Source organism: Clostridia bacterium (assembly GCA_035561135.1).
GTDB lineage: Bacteria > Acidobacteriota > Terriglobia > Terriglobales > Acidobacteriaceae > DATMYA01.
In genome coordinates this window covers 79,316-98,094 of the sequence record DATMYA010000072.1, presented here as the reverse complement: position 1 = coordinate 98,094, position 18,779 = coordinate 79,316, and the positions used below count along the sequence as shown (strand labels likewise).

The following is an 18,779-nucleotide window of genomic DNA, read 5'->3' as shown; positions in this document are numbered from 1 at the left end:
GTGTGTGAGTCTTGACGCGGTTTATTCTTTACGCGACTTCCTTATGCGACGCGATCATCATCTTCGTCCCGGTACTCGCCTGGGACATCGTCCTCAGGAATCTCCCGCGTAGTCACCTCAGATACGTCCGGGTCTTCGGCGTCTTCGACACCCTCTACAACATCGGCTTCGAATGCGTTTCCTTCTTCGACTAGTTCTTCCACGCTCTCGGAATCTGCTTCGGCCACATCAGGCATCTCTTGAAGATCGCCAGACTGCCCGGCCGAGTCTGGTCCAAGCTCATCGTGCTCGCGCTTCTTTCGTTTAAGCATAGCTGCACTCCGGGTAGTAGGATGCGGCTGCGACCACGGAGGTGCGAAGGCTCAGAATCATTCGCATGATGCAGGCGCTCAACCAGGGCGGATTGCAAGCCGTGACCGCCGGACGTCCGCGCGCAATCGTGCAAATTCAACCATGCATGCGGACAAAGCCTTGCGGGCGCAATTCTCCAGGGGCAATCTCGTCCACGTAGCACCACACCCAATTCTCGCCTGGCTCGATGGAGCGCACGAGCGGATGCTTGCTGCGATGGAAATGCTTTGTGGCATGCCTGTTCTTTGATGAATCGCAACAACCAACATTTCCGCACTCTAAGCAGAGCCGCAGGTGAACCCATGTGTCTCCCATTCGAACGCACTCTTCACACTTATGATTGTTTGAGCTCGTGATCTTTATATGATCGAGATGTGTACATTCCGCGCTCATTGACGTTTCTCCGTTATATTGGCTTTGCGGTACTTTCAGCCTCGTAGTTTGCCTGTCACGGTTTCTGCAATGCGCTTCGCTCACGTGCGTATCTGCATACCTACGCGCGGGCGGGCTGAACACCAGTTCATGATCGGCGTGACGGTGATTCCGTGCAACACCACCGACATTGCAATGGCCGCAAGAACGTTGTTCGCTACCCACGGAACGCTACTCACGGGCAATCCGCGTTGAATGGCGTACGCGAGGTAATACAGTGAGCCGATTCCCCGGATACGAAACCAGGCTATGAGTCCTCTCGCCGCAAACCCCAAGCGCGATCCCGCCAGGCCGGCGAAGATCGCTACCGGCCGTATCACCAGGAAGAGCAGCAGCAGGGGAAGGACGGCATCAAGTGTGAATGCCTGCCGGGTTAGCAGAGCACCGACGATGACTACGATGACGAGCTCTCCAATCTGCTCCAACTGACTGGTGAACTGAAGCAAAACCTCGACGAGAAACAACGGCGCAGTATCGGCGTTGGTGGCAGCTTCGAACTGTATGGCACGGTCCGTGGAAACCAATGGAAGCCGAGGGACCTCGCCGATCTTGCTCTCGTTCATTTCAATCCAGCGCAGGGTGACCGCAGAAGTGAATACGGAAAGAAATCCGTACCCGTGTAGCAGGCTGCCGAACGCAAAGCTCAGTGCGATCAGTCCCGGTGCAAGGAAATATCCGAGGCCAAATGCCTGGTGGTGAATCCTCCGAAGGTGAAGGATGTAATTCCCGACCAGCATGGCCACCACGAATCCGCCGGCAACACCGGCAACCACTCCCCAGCAGACGTCCAGCAAAAGCCACCGCAGTCCGGCCGCCGGTCCGAATGGCCCGGTCAGCAACATCAATCCGAGAATGACGAATGGAAAAGCCGAGCCGTCATTGAGGCCGGCCTCCGACGTAAGTCCAAAACGCACTGCTCCCAGGTGATAGGGATCTTCCACCTGGACGTCCGAGGCGAGAACGGGATCGGTGGGCGCCAACATTCCGCCTATCAGTATGGCGAAACCCCATGGAAGCCCGAACAGAATTACTCCTGCAACCGCAATCAAAGCTACGGTGAGAACCATCGACAGAAAAGCTAAGCGGAAGGACAGCAGCCACAGACGGCTAGTGAGCGGGATTCTCATTTTCAGCCCAGCCGAAAACAGCGATATGAGAATCACAACCTGGGTTGCCTGCTCGATGATCGCGGCATCGCGAACGATGTGCAGATTCACGGCGGAAATGCCATTAGGCCCCAAGGCCCAGCCCAATGGCAGGTAAAGCATGGCGGTCGACAGCGGAAGACGCTGAATGAGCGTGGACGCGATCGCCATCGCGCACAATACAAGCCCCACGCTGAAAAACCAACCTAGCATCCCCACGGGTGCCTCGATCAATCAGAGTTGCTTAGCTACATTCGCTGGCGCGCATTGCGAACAGCAGGTGCGGCTCTCTGTCCCTAACTGATGGGGATGTCGATCTGAATGATGCCCCGCAGCGTGTGACGATAAAGTCACGCATAGCAGGAGTAGAGTCCCAGTCGTTATCGCTTTTGTATTACTTGTTGATTGCAGGGTCAGGCAGAAGCGGCGGGCGAACAACCTTCGCGCCGCCGCTCCGATTTACGTATCAGGAACTCCAGCTTGAAGAGATCCTTTCGACTTTTGCACATTCGAGTCCGCAGCGCGCATGGCCAATAGCTTCATTTCGCGCGCGTGTGCAGCACTCCATCCACTTTTGGAGAAATGCGAATAGTTCGTCCTGCGAGCGCAGACGGACATTCGCAGACGTGTTGGCCCTCTGGTCTCCTACCATCACGTTCAAGCTGCGATACCTGGACATCTCGAATCCGAACGCGTCCAACTGATTGCTCCCAAGATATGCGATGGGAACATTGGTTGGTGTCTCAAGCAGAATCATTTTGATAGCTTCCGCTCGGCTTCGCGCCGGAAGCCGCAGTTCGATACTGTCGCCAAGATCGAACAGTGCCAGGCTGTATCGTTTCGCGATGTCCGACCATTCTGGCCATATCTTCAGTTTCAGTTCCAGTCCTGCGTCGTACTCTATTCCGTTCAGCCGCAAGGCAGAGCCTCCCGGCTTATGCTCAACCCATCGCTGCAGTCCGGCCTTGTCCACCATGTAGTCGGATTCGGCAAGACCCCGCAGCTGCCAGGCATCGAAACGCGGTAGGTCGTAGCTGCCATCGGGCATCACTCGTTCGAGGCCGCCAACTCCCCAAATCTCCGGCAGTGGACGAAATTCAATCTCCTCAGCCAATCGCTTGAAATGCCGCTCCGTAAAGATGATGACGCGGGTTGACGCCCTTTGCTGGATGTTGTCCAGCAGTTGATGCGGAGTCTCGCGTCCGAAACGCTGGGTGGGTTTGCGCATCGCCTCGGCCACAAGGCCTTCGTAGCTGACGATCAAAAGCCGTGTTTTCGCCACGCTCAGCTTTCGAAAGAAACGAGCCAACTCGCATGTGCCATCGCGTTGGTGCACAACCCCTCCACAGCCATTCATCCGATGTATCGACATCGGGAAAACGCCCGACAGCGACTACTTTAGATTTTTTAAGCAGATTTAGGTTCGGCCCGTCCACGCCTTTCTGTTCGGAGCAGGCGCTCAATCATCGCAAGCTCAGATTGCAAATGCGTTGCATTAACCCTTGCTTCAGCACCCAGCGACTGATCGGACCCCAGTAGAAAGACGAGATTCATCGTTCCCTGGAGCCGATCTCGCAAAAACGCAAGCGTTCGACCATCGAGCAAAAAGGCATCCGCGTCTGGCAAGTGCTGATGCAGACATCCATCAACAGCTCGTAGCACGGCACCGCTTCCAGTCGGTGCCGCCTTTTCAGCGCTTATCAATACACACCTCCTACACAGCGGCCTTCTTCATTTCGATTGCGGGCTGCTTCTCGACGGCATCGATTCGCAAGCGCCGTGTACCCCCCGGAACGTTCCATTCGATTTCGCTGCCGACGCGATAACCCAATAGCGCCGTTCCAATCGGCGCCAGCACGGAGATCTTGTTGTTCGAAATATCGGCGTCACGCGGGAACACAATCTGGTACAGGAACTCCTTGCCGGAATCCAGGTCCGTCACCCGCACCCGGGAGTTCATGGTCACAACTTGACTCGGAACCTTGTTGCGCCCCAGCACCTCCGCCCGGTCTAACTCTTGCTCGAGCTGGTCCAAGTGCGCCTGGTCGCGCTTGCCGTAAAGACGCGAGGCATCGATCAGCCCCTGCAGCTTCTCCATATCGCGTTCCGTGACAACAATTCTCCTCTGATTCATAACCATGACTCCTTATCCGAACACCGGCTCTACCGGTGCCTGAAGTTACAACTACTGCCTCGCAACGCAGTTGTGCGCCAGCTACGCTGATTTCAAGCGGCGAGCGACAGCTCTGTTGTCTGCACCCTTGATGCCGTGCTGACTCCGGGGTGCTTCGTTTTGCAGCGCCCTCGCGCGCTGGAACTTGTGCCCGATCTGTCGCGCCACCCTGCCGCTTGCGCGATCAATCGCGGCGAAGACATCCGAATCTGACGCTTCCGCGGAAACGGCCCCAAACGGAACCGCTTCAACGTTGACTCGACAACTCTTGACCTCGGTACCGTCTTCAGAAATGTGCACGGCAACGTGACTGAGGCGATCACCAAACTTGCTCAGAGAGAATCGAAGGCGGCGTTCGACATATTGCCGAAGCATCTGAACGACGTCGCTGTTGTGAACTCGAAGTTCAATATTCATGCGTATCACCTCTCTCAAGCCAAACCTTACGGGAATTGACGATGAGAAAAAATGACCGAATACCTCCTTGTTGGTTAAGATATTGTTTACGGTTTCTTCTTTGCCGGTCAGTGCGGAGGAACACATGGAGTGGCTTAACTACCACCACCTGTACTACTTCTGGAATGTGGTGCGTGCAGGGAGCATCAACCAGGCCGCGCAGCAGTTGCGCATCTCGCCACCCGCCGTGAGCGCACAGGTTCGCGAGTTGCAAAGCAGCTTCGGCGAGCCGCTCTTCAACCGCTCGGGCCGAAAGCTCGTGCTGACCGATATGGGCAGAACCGTATTTGACTACGCCGAAGACATCTTCGCGCTGGGGCACGAGTTGATGGACACCGTCCGAAATCGGCCGACTGGCAGGCCGATTCGTATCGACATAGGGATTGTCGATGTGCTGCCCAAGATGATAGCCCACTGGCTCATACAGCCAGCGATGCAATTGCGCGAGTCCGTGCGAATAGTTTGCCGTGAAGCCAGCGCGGATCAGTTGATCGCTCGCCTCGCAACTCTTGAGTTGGATGTGGTGCTTTCGGATACTCCGGCCGATCCTAACGTCAAGGTTCGCGCATACAACCATCCGCTCGGAGATAGTGGCATCACATTTGTCGGCGTAGGGTCAGTCGCAAAAGAAGTGAAGGGCACGTTCCCCCAGTGCCTGAATGGCGTGCCAATGCTTCTTCCTACCGACAATACCGGGTTCAGACGAAACCTTGATTACTGGTTCGATTCGAAAGGAATTCTCCCGCAGATTGTGGGAGAGTTCGAAGACTACGCCCTGCTCCGCGCATTTGGAGAGGCTGGCACCGCAGTGTTTCCCGTGCCATCGGTATTTGAGAAACAATTGAAGCGGCAAGACAGGGTTCGACGCATCGGAATGACCGATGAAGTTCGCACGTATTTCTATGCTATCTCGGCGGAACGGAAGTTGAGGCATCCCGCAGTGGTCGCGATATGCGACTCCGCACGGCAACAGCTCTTTCGATAGATAGATTCGTTCATTCAGCCTTAAAATGGACCCAGTGATTTTGCGAAAAGCAAAAAGGGCCGGATTCCAATCCGTCCCTTTTTGCTTTTACTCTCGACCTAACCCTGCAGCTATTTACTTCCGAAAAGATATACCGGCCGCTGCAGAGGGCAGCTTGTCGTTGTCGATGGAACGCAAGTCACGTTCTGTGGCGTTGCATTGATCGTCGTGGCTAGCTGATTATCCGTGGTGCGAAACACCGCTGTTCCGTTCGTCAGGTTCGAGGGCTCTACAAACGAAGCGTATACGCGTTTGCCGTCTCGCGAGGAAGCCACCCACGTCACGGTCGCACCGGAGGCGGTCGAAGCCGTAAGCGGAGTCGGGCTTGCGAGGAAGTTTGACGCGTTGATCTCCGTCAGGGTCGCGGACCCAGAGTTTGCCACGAACACACGTGAGCCATCCGCGAGCACAGTGATGGCAACCGGTGATGCGCCAACCGGAATCGGGGCATGTAGCGATACCGGCACCGGCACCGAGACGTCGAAGACGCTCACGTCAGCGCTGCCTTTGTTCACCGTGTACAAGCGATTGAATTTGCTGTCCAGCACCATATGGTTCGGCAACGTGCCGCCCGTATCCACGGCAGTGCCGAGTGCCGTGTTGTCTGCGACCGTGATCGTGCTGATGCTATGGCTGCCCTGGTTCAGTACATAAACGAACTTATTATCCGGGCTGAGCGTAGCCCAAATCGGCGCGGTACCCACCGGAATCGTGGTGACCACTGTGTTGTTTTGGGTATTGATGACGGTGACGTTGTTATCCGTCTTGTCCAGGACAAAGAGCCTCGTCGCGTCCGCCGATTGCAACAGGAATACTGGGTCGCTTCCGACGCAGATATTTTTCGTTACCGTCAACTGTGTTGCGCTAATCACTGAAACAGATCCTGAACCGCAGTCGGAATTCGCGCCCGAGTTCGCCGCGAACATATTGACGCCTCGGCCGGTAACAAACACCGGATGCGACCCAGCGAGTAGCGTAACCGTTGTGAGCGTGAAGGCTGTAACGCCTGTGACCGTCACCGTGTCGTCCGAGGGGTTCGCAGTAAAGATTTGCGAGATGCCATCGAATGCCCCCTGCACGGGGCCGACGCCCATCGGCTTGTTGCCCATGTTCGTGTCGCCACTTACGTTGATTACCGTGATGCTGCCAGCAAGGTTACTCGCGCTCTGCTGCACGGCAACCACGAAGTCAGGAAAGTCCGGGTCCCCTCCGGGCTGCGAGATGGGAATAGCAACGGGACGGTACGCATCTCCGCAGCCGACTAACAACATGCTGGACAACAGGATGGCCACAATCGCAGCCTTCCAGATCGGTTTCATTCGCACTCCGCCCGGTACTCTCAATAGGTTCAGAAGACGGGAAAATTATATTGTAAAGGAAGCAGGGCGGAAGGCCAATCCAGCGAGGAACAACCTGCTGCCGTTGCGCGAACGCGCCTCCCGTCCTAAGCCACCGTCCGTCGGCGCGAAGCTTTTCTTGGAGCTTTCTTCCCGATCGCTTGCGCTTCTTCCTGCCGTTGCGCGGCTTCAACACGCTGCGGGCCTTTCTTCTGGCCCTCCATCTGCGCCAGGCTTTGTTTCAGCGCCGCCATCAGGTCCGCAACCGGAGCAGGTTTGCCCGGCTTCTCGACCTCGGTCACTTCTTTGCCTTCAAGGCGAGCCTTAATCAGTTCCTTGAGATTCTTCTGGAAGGTGTCGAAATACTTCTCGGGCTCCCACTTCGCAGCCAGCGCCTCGATGAGCTGATGCGCGATCTTCACCTCCGCGTCTTTAAGCTCCGTGCTGTCGGCTCCGAAGTTTTCCATTTGCCGCACTTCGTCGCTGTAATACATGGTGTGCAGCATCATCCCGCCCTGGTAGGGACGCAGGAACACCGTGTACTCGCGATTGTGCATCGTCAGCTTCGCGATGGCCACGTAGTTGGTATCCTCGAGCGCCCGCGCCAGCAGCGCGTAAGGACGCTTACCCGCCTCCTCGGCCTGCAAGTAGTACGAGCTTTCGAAGTAGAGGGGATCCACCTCGTCTGCCTTCACGAATTCGAGGATCTCCATGGCCTTCGCCGTCTTGGGTTCGATCTTCTTGATCTCCTCCGGTTCGATCACAACGTACTCGCCCTTGCGGTACTCGAATCCCTTCACGATCTCGTCGCGTTCCACGACGCGATCGTCGGCCGGGCAGTAGAGTTGCTGCTTGATGCGAGACATGTCGTCGCGATGCAGCATATGAAACGAGACACGCTCACCGCGTGCGCCTGAATATAAGCGTACCGGCATTGAAATCAGGCCAAACGTCAGATAACCGGACCAAACCGAAGCTGCCATATTCTCCTCGAGTCCACCTTGGCGCGTACCCCATGCGCACACCTACCGGCGTGTGCTGTTTGTACAGTTGGGGAACTCTTGTTAGGATGCGCTGCACGGTTTGCTGTGCCGTACTGCCTTGTTAAGCCGCGGCAGCACAGACCGTCAACTCGCAATGACCTTCATCCGCAGCGATGTCGCCAACAGCATCTCCACCCTCGTTGCGGTCCTGCAACAGGGCTGGGCGCTGGTTGCATCTCGCACCCTTCCTGCCCTGGGCCTTACGCTGGCCTTCGCCTTCGTGGCCTACGGTGTTCGCGCCGTCACCGCCTCTGGCGCCATCGCCGGCGCCGCGGTAACGTTCATGATCTTCCTTGCCGCCGGCGCGCCGGGCTTTCTAGCCGTCATGATGGTTTTCGTGCTCACGACGGTTGCCACCCGCTTCGGCTACGTCCGAAAGCAGGAGCTTGGAACGGCCGAACCTCGCGCCGGACGCAAAGCATCGCAGGTGCTCGCCAATCTTCTCGCAGCCGCAATGGTTGCCGCACCCGCCGCCCTGTATTGGCGCGCCCAGGACGCGCTCTACATTGCCATGGCCGCCGCCCTCGCCGAAGCCGCCGCCGATACCGTGTCCAGCGAGATTGGCCAGGCACTCCGCCGACCCGCCTACCTCATCACGAATCTCCGTTCCGCGCCCATCGGTGATAACGGCGGCATCAGCGTCGCCGGTTCCGTTGCCGGCATCATGGCTGCCGTAATCATCGCCTTCACCTGCGAATGGCTGCGCCTCGTTGATTTTCGAGGATTCCTCATTGCCACCCTCGCCGCCATCTTCGGAATGTTTTTCGACAGTCTGCTCGGTGCCACTCTTGAGCGCCCGGGTCGGCTCGGCAACGATTCAGTGAACTTCCTCAGCACGGTCTTCGCCGCTTGCCTCGCCCTCGCGGCAGTGCTCATCCTGTCATGAACTGGCTGCACCAAGGTTCCGTCATAAGTCCTGCCGTCCGAGATCTGCCGTCCGAGGTCTGTCGTCTGACCTCTGATGTCTGCTATCCGCTTCTCCTGTTCCGAAATCAGAACAGAAATCAGTTTTATGGCGACGTGGCAGGTACTTGATGTACTCTGCTTGTGGTTCTTGAAGAACCGGTGCCGGGGGAGGCACCCTCTGAGATGAACTGTGCGGCGCGGCCTACCGGCTGCGCCGTTCACATTTGTACCATCCTGACGCGCCCACCTACAGGCGCGACTCCGATCTTTTGCAGACAAAACTCGACAACTCACACTTATTGCACGCCAAAATGGAAACAGTTCCCCCGAACGCCGCTAGCCATTTAGTATGGTTCGTTCGCTCGCTCGACTAATATTCATCACTGTTTACGGAGTTATATCTGATGGCAAACAAGCCTGGCACAACCGCCCCCGAGTCTGGAATCTATTGGTGCAGCGTCTGCAAAACACCCGTGCAGTTCACCGCCGGTCAGGAACTTCCCACCTGCAAAAACCTATGCGGACGCGGCAACTGGGAATTCGTCCAGCCCACGCAAAGCAAGTAATGGCATCGTTTGAACCGGCGTTCCTGTCTTAGCGTGCGGCTGAGCAGCTCCGCGGCTCGGCGGCTAATCGCGGCTACGTTATGTGCAGTTTCCAAAGCGTAAGGCTGAGCGCTTCGCGAAGCACAGTTTGTACGCGAACCCATGTGGTCATGGGAATCTGCGGACGCGGCGACGTGTACACCGTAATCCCGTGGCGCGCCATGAGCTGCTTGATGCGGAAGAGGTGGTAGGCGTCGCTCACCGCAACGCAATCCTTCATGCCGTTGGCGCGCATGATGATGGCAACGCGCTCGGCCGATTCTGCCGTGTTGTCGCCCTGAGTCTCTGCGATGAGGTGACGGTCGCTGATGCCGCGCGCATTCAGGTAATCACGACCAACACCACCTTCGGTGTAGTAGGGATCGTTGCCTGCGCCTCCCGTCGTGAGCACCACCGGGGCCAGCTTGCGCTCGTACAGACTGTAGCCATGGTCAAGACGAGCGCGGAATACAGGCGAAGGTTTGCCCGCGTATTCCGCTGCGCCAAACACAATGATCACGTCGGCTCGGCGCGCTTCGTCGATTTGGGATTGGTGGACGATGCGCAGGCACGTAACGAGGTAGAAGATTATAAGAGCGCCCAGAAGCAGGGAGAGAAACCACCGCAGCCATGGGCGCCCTTTAGCTTTTGAACTCGGCAGAATCATTCCGTCCCGAGCAACTCCACGATCGCCTGCTTGGCTATCGCGCCTTCGCGCATCAACTTCCATCCGCGACGATCAAGATGGACGATGGTCGAGGGCACGCTACGTGGAGATGTGCCTCCGTCCACTATGACGGAAACACGGTCCTTCAGTTGACCCTTGACGGCTTCCGCCGTGGTGCATTCGCTGGCGCCGCTCAGGTTCGCGGACGTAGCCGTGATCGGCACCTTTGCTGCGCGTATAACGGCAAGCGGGATCGCCGCCGAAGGGACGCGAATTGCAATGTTGCCAGTATTTGCCGTGACCTTCAGTGGCAGCCGCGGAGCCGCCTTCACGATGATGGTGAGTGGTCCGGGCCAAAAGCGTTCGGCCAGCCCATAAAGCTCGTCGGGCAGGTCGTCGGCCATCTGTTCCGCCTGCTCGATGCTCTCAATGAGCAGAGACAGTGGCTTGTGGCGTCCGCGCTCCTTAATTTCATAAACGCGCTCAACGGCGTGGAGGTTGAAGGGATCGACGGCAAGACCGTAAAACGTATCGGTCGGCATGCCAAGCACCCTGCCCGAGCGTATTTGCTCGGCTGCATAGGTGATCAGCGATTGCTCCGGAGTGTCGCAATTAACTTTGATAATTTCGGGATGCAACCGTTTCTGTCCTTTTCGATCAGTCGCTTCGGCGAGCGCAAACTAACACATCCTACAGTGTGCCGCAAGAATCTGCGACTGGAACGCAACGCGGCTGCGCGGCGACGCAGCCTGATGCTTCAGCGTATGATGATTCGGCGAGTGCGCGCAAGAGCCCGCGACGAAAGGTTCCCTGAATGAGTACCGGGTTTGAAGACCGCCTGAGGCCTATTACCAGCCGGCAGAACTCGCTGGTGAAGGACCTGCGAAAGGCGTTTACGCACGCCGAGACCACGGAAGACGGCTACTGCGCCATCGAGGGCGTACGCATCATCGAAGAGGCCATTCGCAGCGGATTGCGGTTTAAAGCCGTGTTCGTGAGCGAGTCGGCGCAGGAGAGAGCTAAGAAGCTGCTGCCCCAACTCGCCGCACAGGTCGAGTTGTTGCTGGTTCCAGATGAGGTCTTCCAGAGCGCCGTACCTACCGAGACTCCACAAGGAATCGCAGCGCTAGTCAAGCTGAAGTCTTTCGACTTCAAGGATGTTCTGCGCTCGGACGACGCGCTCATACTGGCCGCCGCCGGACTTCAAGATCCCGGAAACCTCGGCACCATCATTCGTTCAGCTGAGGCCTTCGGAGCCGCGGGCGTGGTCCTCGCCGAGAAGACCGTGAGCGCCTACAACCCGAAAGTGGTACGCGCCTCCGCCGGTTCCCTTTTCCGGCTTCCAGTGCTGAAAGTACCGGCCGCCGATGCCCTCGCGACCATGCGTGGCCGCGGAATGCGCATACTCGCGACATCGTCCCACAAAGGTGTGCCGCTCGATGAAGCCGACCTCACCGGTGGCCTGGCTATCTTCGTCGGCAGTGAGGGCGCTGGGGTCCCGAAGGACATTATCGGAGCAGCCGATGAGACCATCGCCATTCCTCAGTCGCCGAGAGTGGAGTCGCTGAACGCGGGCATCGCAGCATCGATTGTCTTGTACGAAGCCGCGCGCCAACGCCGCGGGTGAACACGCACAGGAGACACAGAGGCACGGAAGCATGAGCCTATTCCGCGCAATCCCTGATTTCGACGAACCAGTGGACCGGTCGCGTCCGCTGGCGGACCGCATGCGCCCGCGCGACCTGGACGAGATCGTCGGGCAGGAACATATTCTTGGTCCGGGTAAGCCGCTGCGCGTGCAGATCGAACGCGATGACACCGGCTCCATCATTTTCTGGGGACCGCCGGGCGTCGGCAAAACCACCTTGGCGAAGATCATCGCCCGGAGAACACACGCGGACTACGTTGAGTTCTCGGCGGTGATGACAGGCATCAAGGAAATCAAGCAGGTGATGGTCGATGCCGACAAGGCCCGGCAGTTTGGTACGCGAACCATCGTATTCATCGACGAAATCCATCGCTTCAACAAGGCTCAACAGGACGCTTTCCTTCCTTACGTAGAGAGTGGAGGCATACGGCTGATCGGCGCGACGACGGAGAACCCGTCGTTCGAAGTCATCTCCGCGCTGCTCTCCCGCACCCGTGTGTACACGCTGAATCCGTTGAGCGAAGAGGAAATCACGATACTGCTTGAGCGCGCGTTGGAAGACAAAGAGCGTGGTCTTGGCGAATTGCAGTTGAAGCCGGAAGCTGGAACGCTGGAGAAAATCGCGGCTTACGCGAGCGGCGATGCGCGCAGCGCGTACAACGTTCTGGATATCGCTTCGACGCTGGCAGTGCAGGCCGCAGGTGGCGCAAGCGGTGGCACAATCACGATGGGCATGGTGCAGGACGCGCTACAGAAGCGCATTCTGCGCTACGACAAAGCTGGCGAGGAGCACTTCAACATCATCTCCGCGCTACATAAGTCGGTGCGTAACAGCGATCCCGACGCGACGCTGTACTGGCTGGGAAGAATGCTGGAAGCCGGTGAAGACCCGCTCTATGTTGCGCGGCGACTGGTGCGCATGGCCGTCGAAGACGTCGGACTGGCCGACCCTCATGCCTTGCAATTAGCGGTTGCAGCGCGCGACGCCGTGGACTTCATCGGCATGCCGGAAGGAAATCTGGCACTGGCTGAAGCGGCGGTTTATCTCGCAGTGGCTCCGAAGTCCAACGCGCTCTATACGGCGTATGGCGCGGTGCAACGCGACGTAGAAGAAACGGCTGCCGACCAGGTACCGCTGCATCTTCGCAACGCTCCCACGAAGCTGATGAAGGGCTTGGGATACGGCAAGGATTACCAGTACGCCCACGACCTGGAAGACAAAGTGGCGGACATGCAGTGCCTGCCTGACAATCTGAAGAACCGCGTGTACTACCGCCCTACCAACGAAGGCGTGGAGAAACGCATCCGCGACCGCATGCAGGAAATTGCGCGATTGAAAGCCCGCGCCAAGCGCGACGACTCCGGCCAATCCAGTTCTCAATAAAGCGAATCCAACTTTCAATGATCCCGAAACCGCGCGCCTGGAGCGGCGGATCTAGCGCATTCGGGCGCGATGTTCCTTCAGGATACAGCGGTCCATGACGACGAAGATGCCGGCGTCGCGAGCTCGCTGCGCGGCTTCTTCATGTACAACGGTTTCCTGCAACCAGAGCACTGGGATTTTCAACCGTATGGCCTGATCGACAATCTCGGGGACCGCGTCGGGACGGCGGAACACATCGACGATGTCGATGCTGTCTTTGTCTGGGATGTCGAGGAGCGAGGCGTACGACTTCTCGCCGAGAGCCGCCTGAATGCCGGGGTTCACGGGGATGATGCGGTATCCCTGCTGCTGCATGTAAGAAGAAACGCCGAAGCTCGGGCGCGACGGGTTGTCGGCAAGTCCGACAACAGCGATGGTCTTAGCTCGCTTCAGTACATCGGTGATGGGATCGCTTCCCGGCATTCTGTTCACCCCTCGTTGAGTCTATTCTACCGGCCGCGTGTCAGACTCAATGGGCTTAACTTTTGCGCGACTCTGTTTTGTCCTTGAACTGCTTCAACGCGAGTTTGCGGAGTGTGTCACTGATGTTCTTGTTCATGCTCAGATTTTTCAGATCATTCGCGAGCAGGTGACTGATCAGCGGCAAAGTTATATCGAATGGCACGCGAGGATTATTGACGAGCGCTCGGATGACAGCATAGTTCTTCAAAAATTTGCGTTTCCCGGCGATGGAGCGCAGCACGGCTTCCTGGACGTTCTTCATGGCAGCAAACGTCTCAACTTCGCTGTCCGTCAGCTTGGGCGATTCGAGCACGGCTACGCAGACAACCTTGGAGCCGTCCCGCACGAGAATGAAACGCTCGTCCCTGGTTCCCTTCATTGCGAGTTGTACGCGTTCTCCGACGGCGAGACGCGCAATCTTCTGCAAGGTCGATATTCGCTCCGGCTCCGCCGCAACGACTGGCGCGGATGTAACGTGTGCAGGAGACGCTTGAACCGGCGCAGGTTGACTGACGGGCGCCTGGGCCGCAGGTTGGCGGGCAGACGGGACCGAGGAAGCTGTCGCCTGGATCACTGGCAGAAGCTGCGCGAGTTCATCTTCTTCGTCTGAATCGCCGCGCACCAGCTCAAATGGTTTTCCTTCTTCGGCCGCGATTTCCGCTGCATGATCGAGTTCGTACTGCGAAGGTTCTTCGCACGAAAGCGGGTCGGCAGATTCGTTTGAAGATGCGGGCAATTGCGTGGCGCTGAGCGCATGGAGAGCGGACGCAACGCTTTCACGCTCGGGCACGTCGAGAGCAGGATTCGTTTCGAGTGCGCGAAGGATGTTGCTTGAGCGGCGCACTCGCGCGCTGGCGACCATGACATGTACGAGATCTTGCGAGGCGACCTGGGCGAGCGTGAGCAATTGCGATTCGAAAATCGAGGAATTTTCCAATAACGCAGGCAGAAGCGGCGGACGCACGTTCCGTGGCGCGATGAGGTACGCGAGAACCTCAGCAGGCGTTGTTGCATCGGCGGCGAGAGCAAGCGAGGAACTCTCGTCCCATGCCGCGAGCGTCATTCGGGCCTGCTGGCCGAAGATGGGGTGGGCGGCTAGGTACACGAGGATCTCAGCCATCTCGGACGCGGGCAACGCAAGCGCGCCCCGTGCGGCAGTCCGCATGAGGTTAGCGGGTACGGCCGATTGCCGAATCAGGTCGATCATGCGTGCCATAGGTAAACCTCGGCGGCCCGGAACTGCAAGAGCGCGCCTGATAGTACCAAATCGCTGATGGGTGAAGTCTAGGGTCGCGATCTGTTCAGTGGCAATCGCAGCTTGAGTTGCAGTTGGCGATGGAGGTGGCCGGGTCGAGTCCGTCGTGGCACGCGCAGGTTTTGCCTTGCACGGCTTCGATGCCTTCCTTCGCGATGATGGGCACCATAATCAATCCAGCGACTGGATCAGCCCACCACCAACCGAAGGCGGCGTTGAGACCAAGGCCGAGCAGAAGAATCGCCGAGAGATACGCGCAAATGTCTGTCTGGCGCGAGTCGGCCTGCATCGCTCCGCTGTCGAGTGCGGAGGCAACGCGACGCTTGCTGCGCGCAAGCACAGGCATGACGACCAGCGACAGCGCGGCAATGATGATCCCGGCGACACTGGAGTCGGGTGCCTCGCGGGTGATGAGCGACTGTCCGGCGTCGATCAGAACATAAGCAGCCAGGGCAAGGAAACTGAGCCCGACCAAACGTAATGCGATGCGCTCGGCCCGCTCGCGACGCACGGCGTCACGCTCGTTGGAGCCGTGGAAACGCCATAGCATGACTGCCCCGGAAGAGGTCTCAATAACGGAATCTAGACCGAAGCCGACGAGAGCGATGCTGCCAGCGATAAAGCCGGCAATGATGGAGACGACTGCTTCGAGAGAGTTCCAGGCAATCGTGAGGTACTCGAGGCGGCGTCCCCGGTGAATGGCGCGGTCGCGAGTCGAGAGTCGCGAGTCGAGAGTCGCGTTCGTGTTTTCAGTTTTAGGACCCACGACTTACCTCAACGACCGAAAAAATCTAGTTTTTCAGCAGCCTGCAAAACTGCTTATGCTTTTGTTTCGGCGCGCCGCAATTGCAAGTATGCGCGGATGAAGCCATCGAGATCGCCGTCAAGGATTCTGTCTACATCGCCCACCTCATACTTCGTCCGATGGTCTTTGACCATGCGATACGGATGTAAGACGTAAGAGCGTATCTGTGAACCGAAATCGATATCGAGCTTGGTATCTTCGATCTGGCGACTGGTTGCGCGCTTCTTCTCAAGTTCGTACTCGTAGAGTTTGGAACGAAGAATCTTGAAGCCTCGGTCGCGGTTCTTGTGCTGAGAGCGCTCGTTCTGGCAGCTCACAACGATCCCCGATGGGAAGTGCGTGATGCGGACGGCGGAGTCGGTGGTATTGACGTGCTGACCGCCCGCGCCGCCTGAACGGTAGGTATCTACGCGGATGTCCTCGGGCTTGATAACGATATCTATGTTTTCGTCGATTTCCGGAGAAACGAAAACGCTGGCGAACGAGGTGTGGCGTCGCTTGGCCTGGTCGAAGGGCGAGATGCGAACTAAGCGATGCACGCCGATCTCACTGCTGAGGAGGCCGTAAGCGAACTCGCCGCTGACGCTAAACGTTGCGGACTTGAGCCCCGCTTCTTCGCCGGGCTGGTAGTCGTTGAGAACAGCCTCAAAGCCCTGGCGCTCACTCCAGCGCAAATACATGCGGAGAAGCATCTCAGCCCAGTCTTGCGACTCGGTTCCGCCAGCGCCGGGATGGATGGTCACGATGGCGTTGTTGGCGTCCGTGGGGCCGGAGAGCAGCGTCTTGGTCTCGAGTTTGTCCACGCGCTCGCGAAGCTCCTCGAGCTCCCGCTTGAGTTCGCTGCTGACGTCTTCGCCTTCGCCGGCAAGTTCGAAGTAGGCGGCGATGTCTTCTACACGGCGCGCGAGTTCGCTGTCGGTCGAGATGCCGTCCTCAAGCCGCTTGCGCTCGCGCATGGTTTTCTGTGAATTTTCAGAGTCGGACCAGAAGTTTGGGTCGGCGACTTTTTTCTCTACTGCTTCGAGCTGGGTGCGCAGTTTTGGCGCGTCAAAGATACTCCCGAAGCTCGCGAACCTTGTCCTTCAGTGCCGCGTATTCCTGTTCGAGCTCGTCAACCATGAAATAAAACTCCCAATGGAACTGTTAGACGGGCTGAGGCTCGGCCATTTCGGCGCGAGTACGGCCCCGGAAGAACAGCCCTGCGATGGAAATTATCGCACATAGGATAGGGAACCAATCGCCTGCGCGGGTGTAGAACGTGTTCTCGCCGATAAGCGAATAGGGCGCCTGCAAAACGGTGCGCCGATTGCGTGGGGCGCGGGCGACGATGCGTCCCCAAGGATCGATCGAGGCCGTAATGCCGGTGTTGGTAGCGCGCAGCAGCCAGCGATGGTTCTCAATGGCGCGCATACGAGCCATGTTGAGGTGCTGTTCGGGGGCACCGTAGTTTCCAAACCATCCGTCGTTGGAGATGTTTACGAAGACCTGCGCGCCGTGAGCAGCGAACATGCGAATCTCGGCCGGAAACACCGACTCGTAGCAGATAAAGACGCCGACCTTGGCATGGCCGAGGTCCAGCGGAATGCGTTCGGCTCCGGCGGAGAAGTTGCCGACTTCGTGCGTGAGTGCCTGGGCAAATGAGAGCAAAGAGGCGAAGGGGACGTATTCGCCGAAGGGGACGAGGTGAACTTTGTCGTAGCGTGAGGCTATGTTGCCGGAAGGACTGACGAGAACGGCAGAGTTATACACATCGTTCGGTTGCTCGCCCTTCGCAACAGCGCGGACGCCAAGACTGCCGGCAACGACGAACGCATTGCCGTGCTTAGCAATATCGCTGACGGATTCCACAAAACGCTGATCGTTGAGGAAGAAGGGCGCGGGCGATTCAGGCCAGATGATGAGGCCGGGCGTTCCGCCAGGTGCTGTTGCCGGGACACTCAGATCGCCGAGTTCCCGCAGCAGGCGATCGTAGGAAGCGTAGTTCCAGTCGTCCGAGATCGGAATGTTCTGCTGAACGAGAGTGGCCGTTGAGTCCGCTGGCACAGGTTCAGGCTGCACCCAGCGGCCCGCCTGGAGCGCGATGGCTCCGGTGAGTGCCGCCAGAAGCATTGTCTTTCGATTTCGGCGCACGACCAGGAACGCGGCTGCAAAGGCCGCGTTGACGAGTGCGATCTCGAAGGAGAGTCCGTAAACACCGGTGACGGTGGCAATCCGGGCGAGTGGGACGTTATCAACCTGCGACGTCCCAAGCAGATCCCAAGGGAATCCGGTGATATAGGTCCGGGCAAGCTCGACAGAGACCCAGAGGAATGGAGCGAGGACCAGAGCACGCCGGCTGAAACCTGTGCGGGACTGGGCTGCCCACGCAAGCAGCGCGCCGAAGATGCCATGGTACAGACCGAGGTAAAGCGAGAACAGCAGCAACAAGACGAAGGCGATCACAGGGTGCAGGCCTCCGTAAAAGTGCATGACGTGGTACACCCAGTAGCAGCTTCCGAAGTACCAGATGACGCCGCTAACGTATCCGAGGATGAAGCCCTGTCGAGTCGTGGCGGGAGCTAGGTACGAAGTGGGATCGCTGGCGAGCAGTTCGGCGGCATCTTGCTCACGGGCACGCAGGATAGCGTAGATCAAAGGCGCTAGGGCTACCCAGCAAAGCATGTAGAGGCCCGGAGTTGGAAAGATAAGTATCTGCAGCACTCCGGAGCTGAGGGCCAACAGCCATGCGCTTTTGTGAATACGCTTCACCGGGCAAGTGTAGCAAAGCAGGGATGCCACCCCAGGAACGGATCGCACCAACGTGCGGAATCACAGCCACGCAATAGCTTAAGGTTGACATCTAACCGTGCAGGGGGTTAACTGAAAACGCAAAGCACGTGCTCGTGCTGATATCTGTACTTTATCTTCGTATTCAAAGATTTTGATGATGTGGTCGTGGAAGGTACGTCCGGCAGGAATCCTTCTGAGGCTTACGCATCTGAGAGATTACAGAGAACCCCGGGGCGTATCCGAGCGCTCGTCACCTCGTGAAGCGACATTGACCCAAGAGCAGGCGAAGTCGTAAACTC

At 58.0% G+C, this 18,779-nt stretch carries 20 protein-coding genes; 5 read left to right on the top strand and 15 right to left on the bottom strand.

The annotated features are described in order from the left end of the window. Nucleotides 1-41: 41 nt before the first annotated feature. The 6 genes from VN622_15715 to raiA form a co-directional block, all read right to left on the bottom strand. Complete coding sequence (locus VN622_15715; protein HWR37308.1) at nt 42-311, bottom strand: hypothetical protein; 270 nt, start codon at nt 309-311, stop codon at nt 42-44. Nucleotides 312-447: 136 nt separating this feature from the next. Continuing rightward, nucleotides 448-744, bottom strand: a complete 297-nt coding sequence (locus VN622_15710; protein HWR37307.1) for a UBP-type zinc finger domain-containing protein — start codon at nt 742-744, stop codon at nt 448-450. Between the two features lie 80 nt (nt 745-824). Beyond that, on the bottom strand, nt 825-2,141 hold the full coding sequence (locus VN622_15705) for a cation:proton antiporter (GenBank protein ID HWR37306.1): 1,317 nt from the start codon (nt 2,139-2,141) through the stop codon (nt 825-827). Between the two features lie 253 nt (nt 2,142-2,394). Continuing rightward, the gene (locus VN622_15700) at nt 2,395-3,210 is read right to left on the bottom strand and encodes a hypothetical protein (GenBank protein HWR37305.1); all 816 of its coding nucleotides are present in this window, start codon (nt 3,208-3,210) and stop codon (nt 2,395-2,397) included. A 432-nt stretch (nt 3,211-3,642) separates the two neighbouring features. Continuing rightward, the gene (rnk, locus tag VN622_15695; GenBank protein HWR37304.1) at nt 3,643-4,062 is read right to left on the bottom strand and encodes a nucleoside diphosphate kinase regulator; all 420 of its coding nucleotides are present in this window, start codon (nt 4,060-4,062) and stop codon (nt 3,643-3,645) included. An 81-nt stretch (nt 4,063-4,143) separates the two neighbouring features. Beyond that, nucleotides 4,144-4,518 (bottom strand): ribosome-associated translation inhibitor RaiA, encoded by a 375-nt coding sequence (raiA, locus tag VN622_15690; protein HWR37303.1) that lies wholly within the window; start codon nt 4,516-4,518, stop codon nt 4,144-4,146. Between the two features lie 124 nt (nt 4,519-4,642). Here raiA and nhaR point away from each other — a divergent pair, with 124 nt between their 5' ends. Then, nucleotides 4,643-5,542 (top strand): transcriptional activator NhaR, encoded by a 900-nt coding sequence (nhaR, locus tag VN622_15685; protein ID HWR37302.1) that lies wholly within the window; start codon nt 4,643-4,645, stop codon nt 5,540-5,542. A 110-nt stretch (nt 5,543-5,652) separates the two neighbouring features. On the opposite strand, the gene VN622_15680 is transcribed toward nhaR, so the two are convergent. Together VN622_15680 and VN622_15675 are read right to left on the bottom strand one after the other, a co-directional pair. Beyond that, nucleotides 5,653-6,900: a YncE family protein gene (locus VN622_15680; protein ID HWR37301.1), complete on the bottom strand. Its 1,248-nt coding sequence runs from the start codon at nt 6,898-6,900 to the stop codon at nt 5,653-5,655. Nucleotides 6,901-7,025: 125 nt separating this feature from the next. Next, nucleotides 7,026-7,901 carry a Ku protein gene (locus VN622_15675; GenBank protein ID HWR37300.1) on the bottom strand — a complete coding sequence of 292 codons (876 nt, stop codon included), beginning with the start codon at nt 7,899-7,901 and terminating at the stop codon, nt 7,026-7,028. A 154-nt stretch (nt 7,902-8,055) separates the two neighbouring features. On the opposite strand from VN622_15675, the gene VN622_15670 reads away from it, so the two are divergent. Further along, nucleotides 8,056-8,847 (top strand): DUF92 domain-containing protein, encoded by a 792-nt coding sequence (locus VN622_15670; GenBank protein ID HWR37299.1) that lies wholly within the window; start codon nt 8,056-8,058, stop codon nt 8,845-8,847. A gap of 424 nt (nt 8,848-9,271) precedes the next feature. Further along, nucleotides 9,272-9,433 (top strand): hypothetical protein, encoded by a 162-nt coding sequence (locus tag VN622_15665; protein ID HWR37298.1) that lies wholly within the window; start codon nt 9,272-9,274, stop codon nt 9,431-9,433. Nucleotides 9,434-9,506: 73 nt separating this feature from the next. Here the strand turns inward: VN622_15665 and VN622_15660 are convergent, their stop codons facing one another. Together VN622_15660 and VN622_15655 are read right to left on the bottom strand one after the other, a co-directional pair. Further along, entirely contained in the window at nt 9,507-10,118 is a 612-nt protein-coding gene (locus VN622_15660) for a YdcF family protein (protein ID HWR37297.1), read from the bottom strand. Then, nucleotides 10,115-10,756 (bottom strand): L-threonylcarbamoyladenylate synthase, encoded by a 642-nt coding sequence (locus tag VN622_15655; GenBank protein ID HWR37296.1) that lies wholly within the window; start codon nt 10,754-10,756, stop codon nt 10,115-10,117. The genes VN622_15660 and VN622_15655 overlap by 4 nt, the downstream gene beginning before the upstream one ends. Nucleotides 10,757-10,932: 176 nt before the next feature. Here VN622_15655 and VN622_15650 point away from each other — a divergent pair, with 176 nt between their 5' ends. Both VN622_15650 and VN622_15645 read left to right on the top strand, forming a co-directional pair. Continuing rightward, nucleotides 10,933-11,745: an RNA methyltransferase gene (locus VN622_15650; GenBank protein HWR37295.1), complete on the top strand. Its 813-nt coding sequence runs from the start codon at nt 10,933-10,935 to the stop codon at nt 11,743-11,745. Nucleotides 11,746-11,776: 31 nt separating this feature from the next. Then, nucleotides 11,777-13,150, top strand: a complete 1,374-nt coding sequence (locus tag VN622_15645) for a replication-associated recombination protein A (protein HWR37294.1) — start codon at nt 11,777-11,779, stop codon at nt 13,148-13,150. Nucleotides 13,151-13,201: 51 nt separating this feature from the next. Here VN622_15645 and VN622_15640 read toward each other — a convergent pair whose 3' ends face one another. The 5 genes from VN622_15640 to lnt all read right to left on the bottom strand — a co-directional run bounded on the left by VN622_15640 (nt 13,202) and on the right by lnt (nt 18,411). Continuing rightward, nucleotides 13,202-13,612, bottom strand: coding sequence for a CoA-binding protein (locus tag VN622_15640; GenBank protein HWR37293.1), 411 nt, complete (start codon nt 13,610-13,612; stop codon nt 13,202-13,204). Between the two features lie 55 nt (nt 13,613-13,667). Then, nucleotides 13,668-14,867, bottom strand: a complete 1,200-nt coding sequence (locus VN622_15635; protein HWR37292.1) for a hypothetical protein — start codon at nt 14,865-14,867, stop codon at nt 13,668-13,670. A gap of 85 nt (nt 14,868-14,952) precedes the next feature. Beyond that, the gene (locus tag VN622_15630; protein HWR37291.1) at nt 14,953-15,672 is read right to left on the bottom strand and encodes a cation transporter; all 720 of its coding nucleotides are present in this window, start codon (nt 15,670-15,672) and stop codon (nt 14,953-14,955) included. A gap of 53 nt (nt 15,673-15,725) precedes the next feature. After that, a protein-coding gene (gene prfB / locus VN622_15625) for a peptide chain release factor 2 (protein HWR37290.1) occupies nt 15,726-16,830 on the bottom strand; the annotation gives its coding sequence in 2 pieces (ribosomal slippage) (nt 15,726-16,760 and nt 16,762-16,830; 1,104 coding nt in all). A 24-nt stretch (nt 16,831-16,854) separates the two neighbouring features. After that, nucleotides 16,855-18,411 (bottom strand): apolipoprotein N-acyltransferase, encoded by a 1,557-nt coding sequence (lnt, locus tag VN622_15620; protein HWR37289.1) that lies wholly within the window; start codon nt 18,409-18,411, stop codon nt 16,855-16,857. Nucleotides 18,412-18,779: the final 368 nt, after the last annotated feature.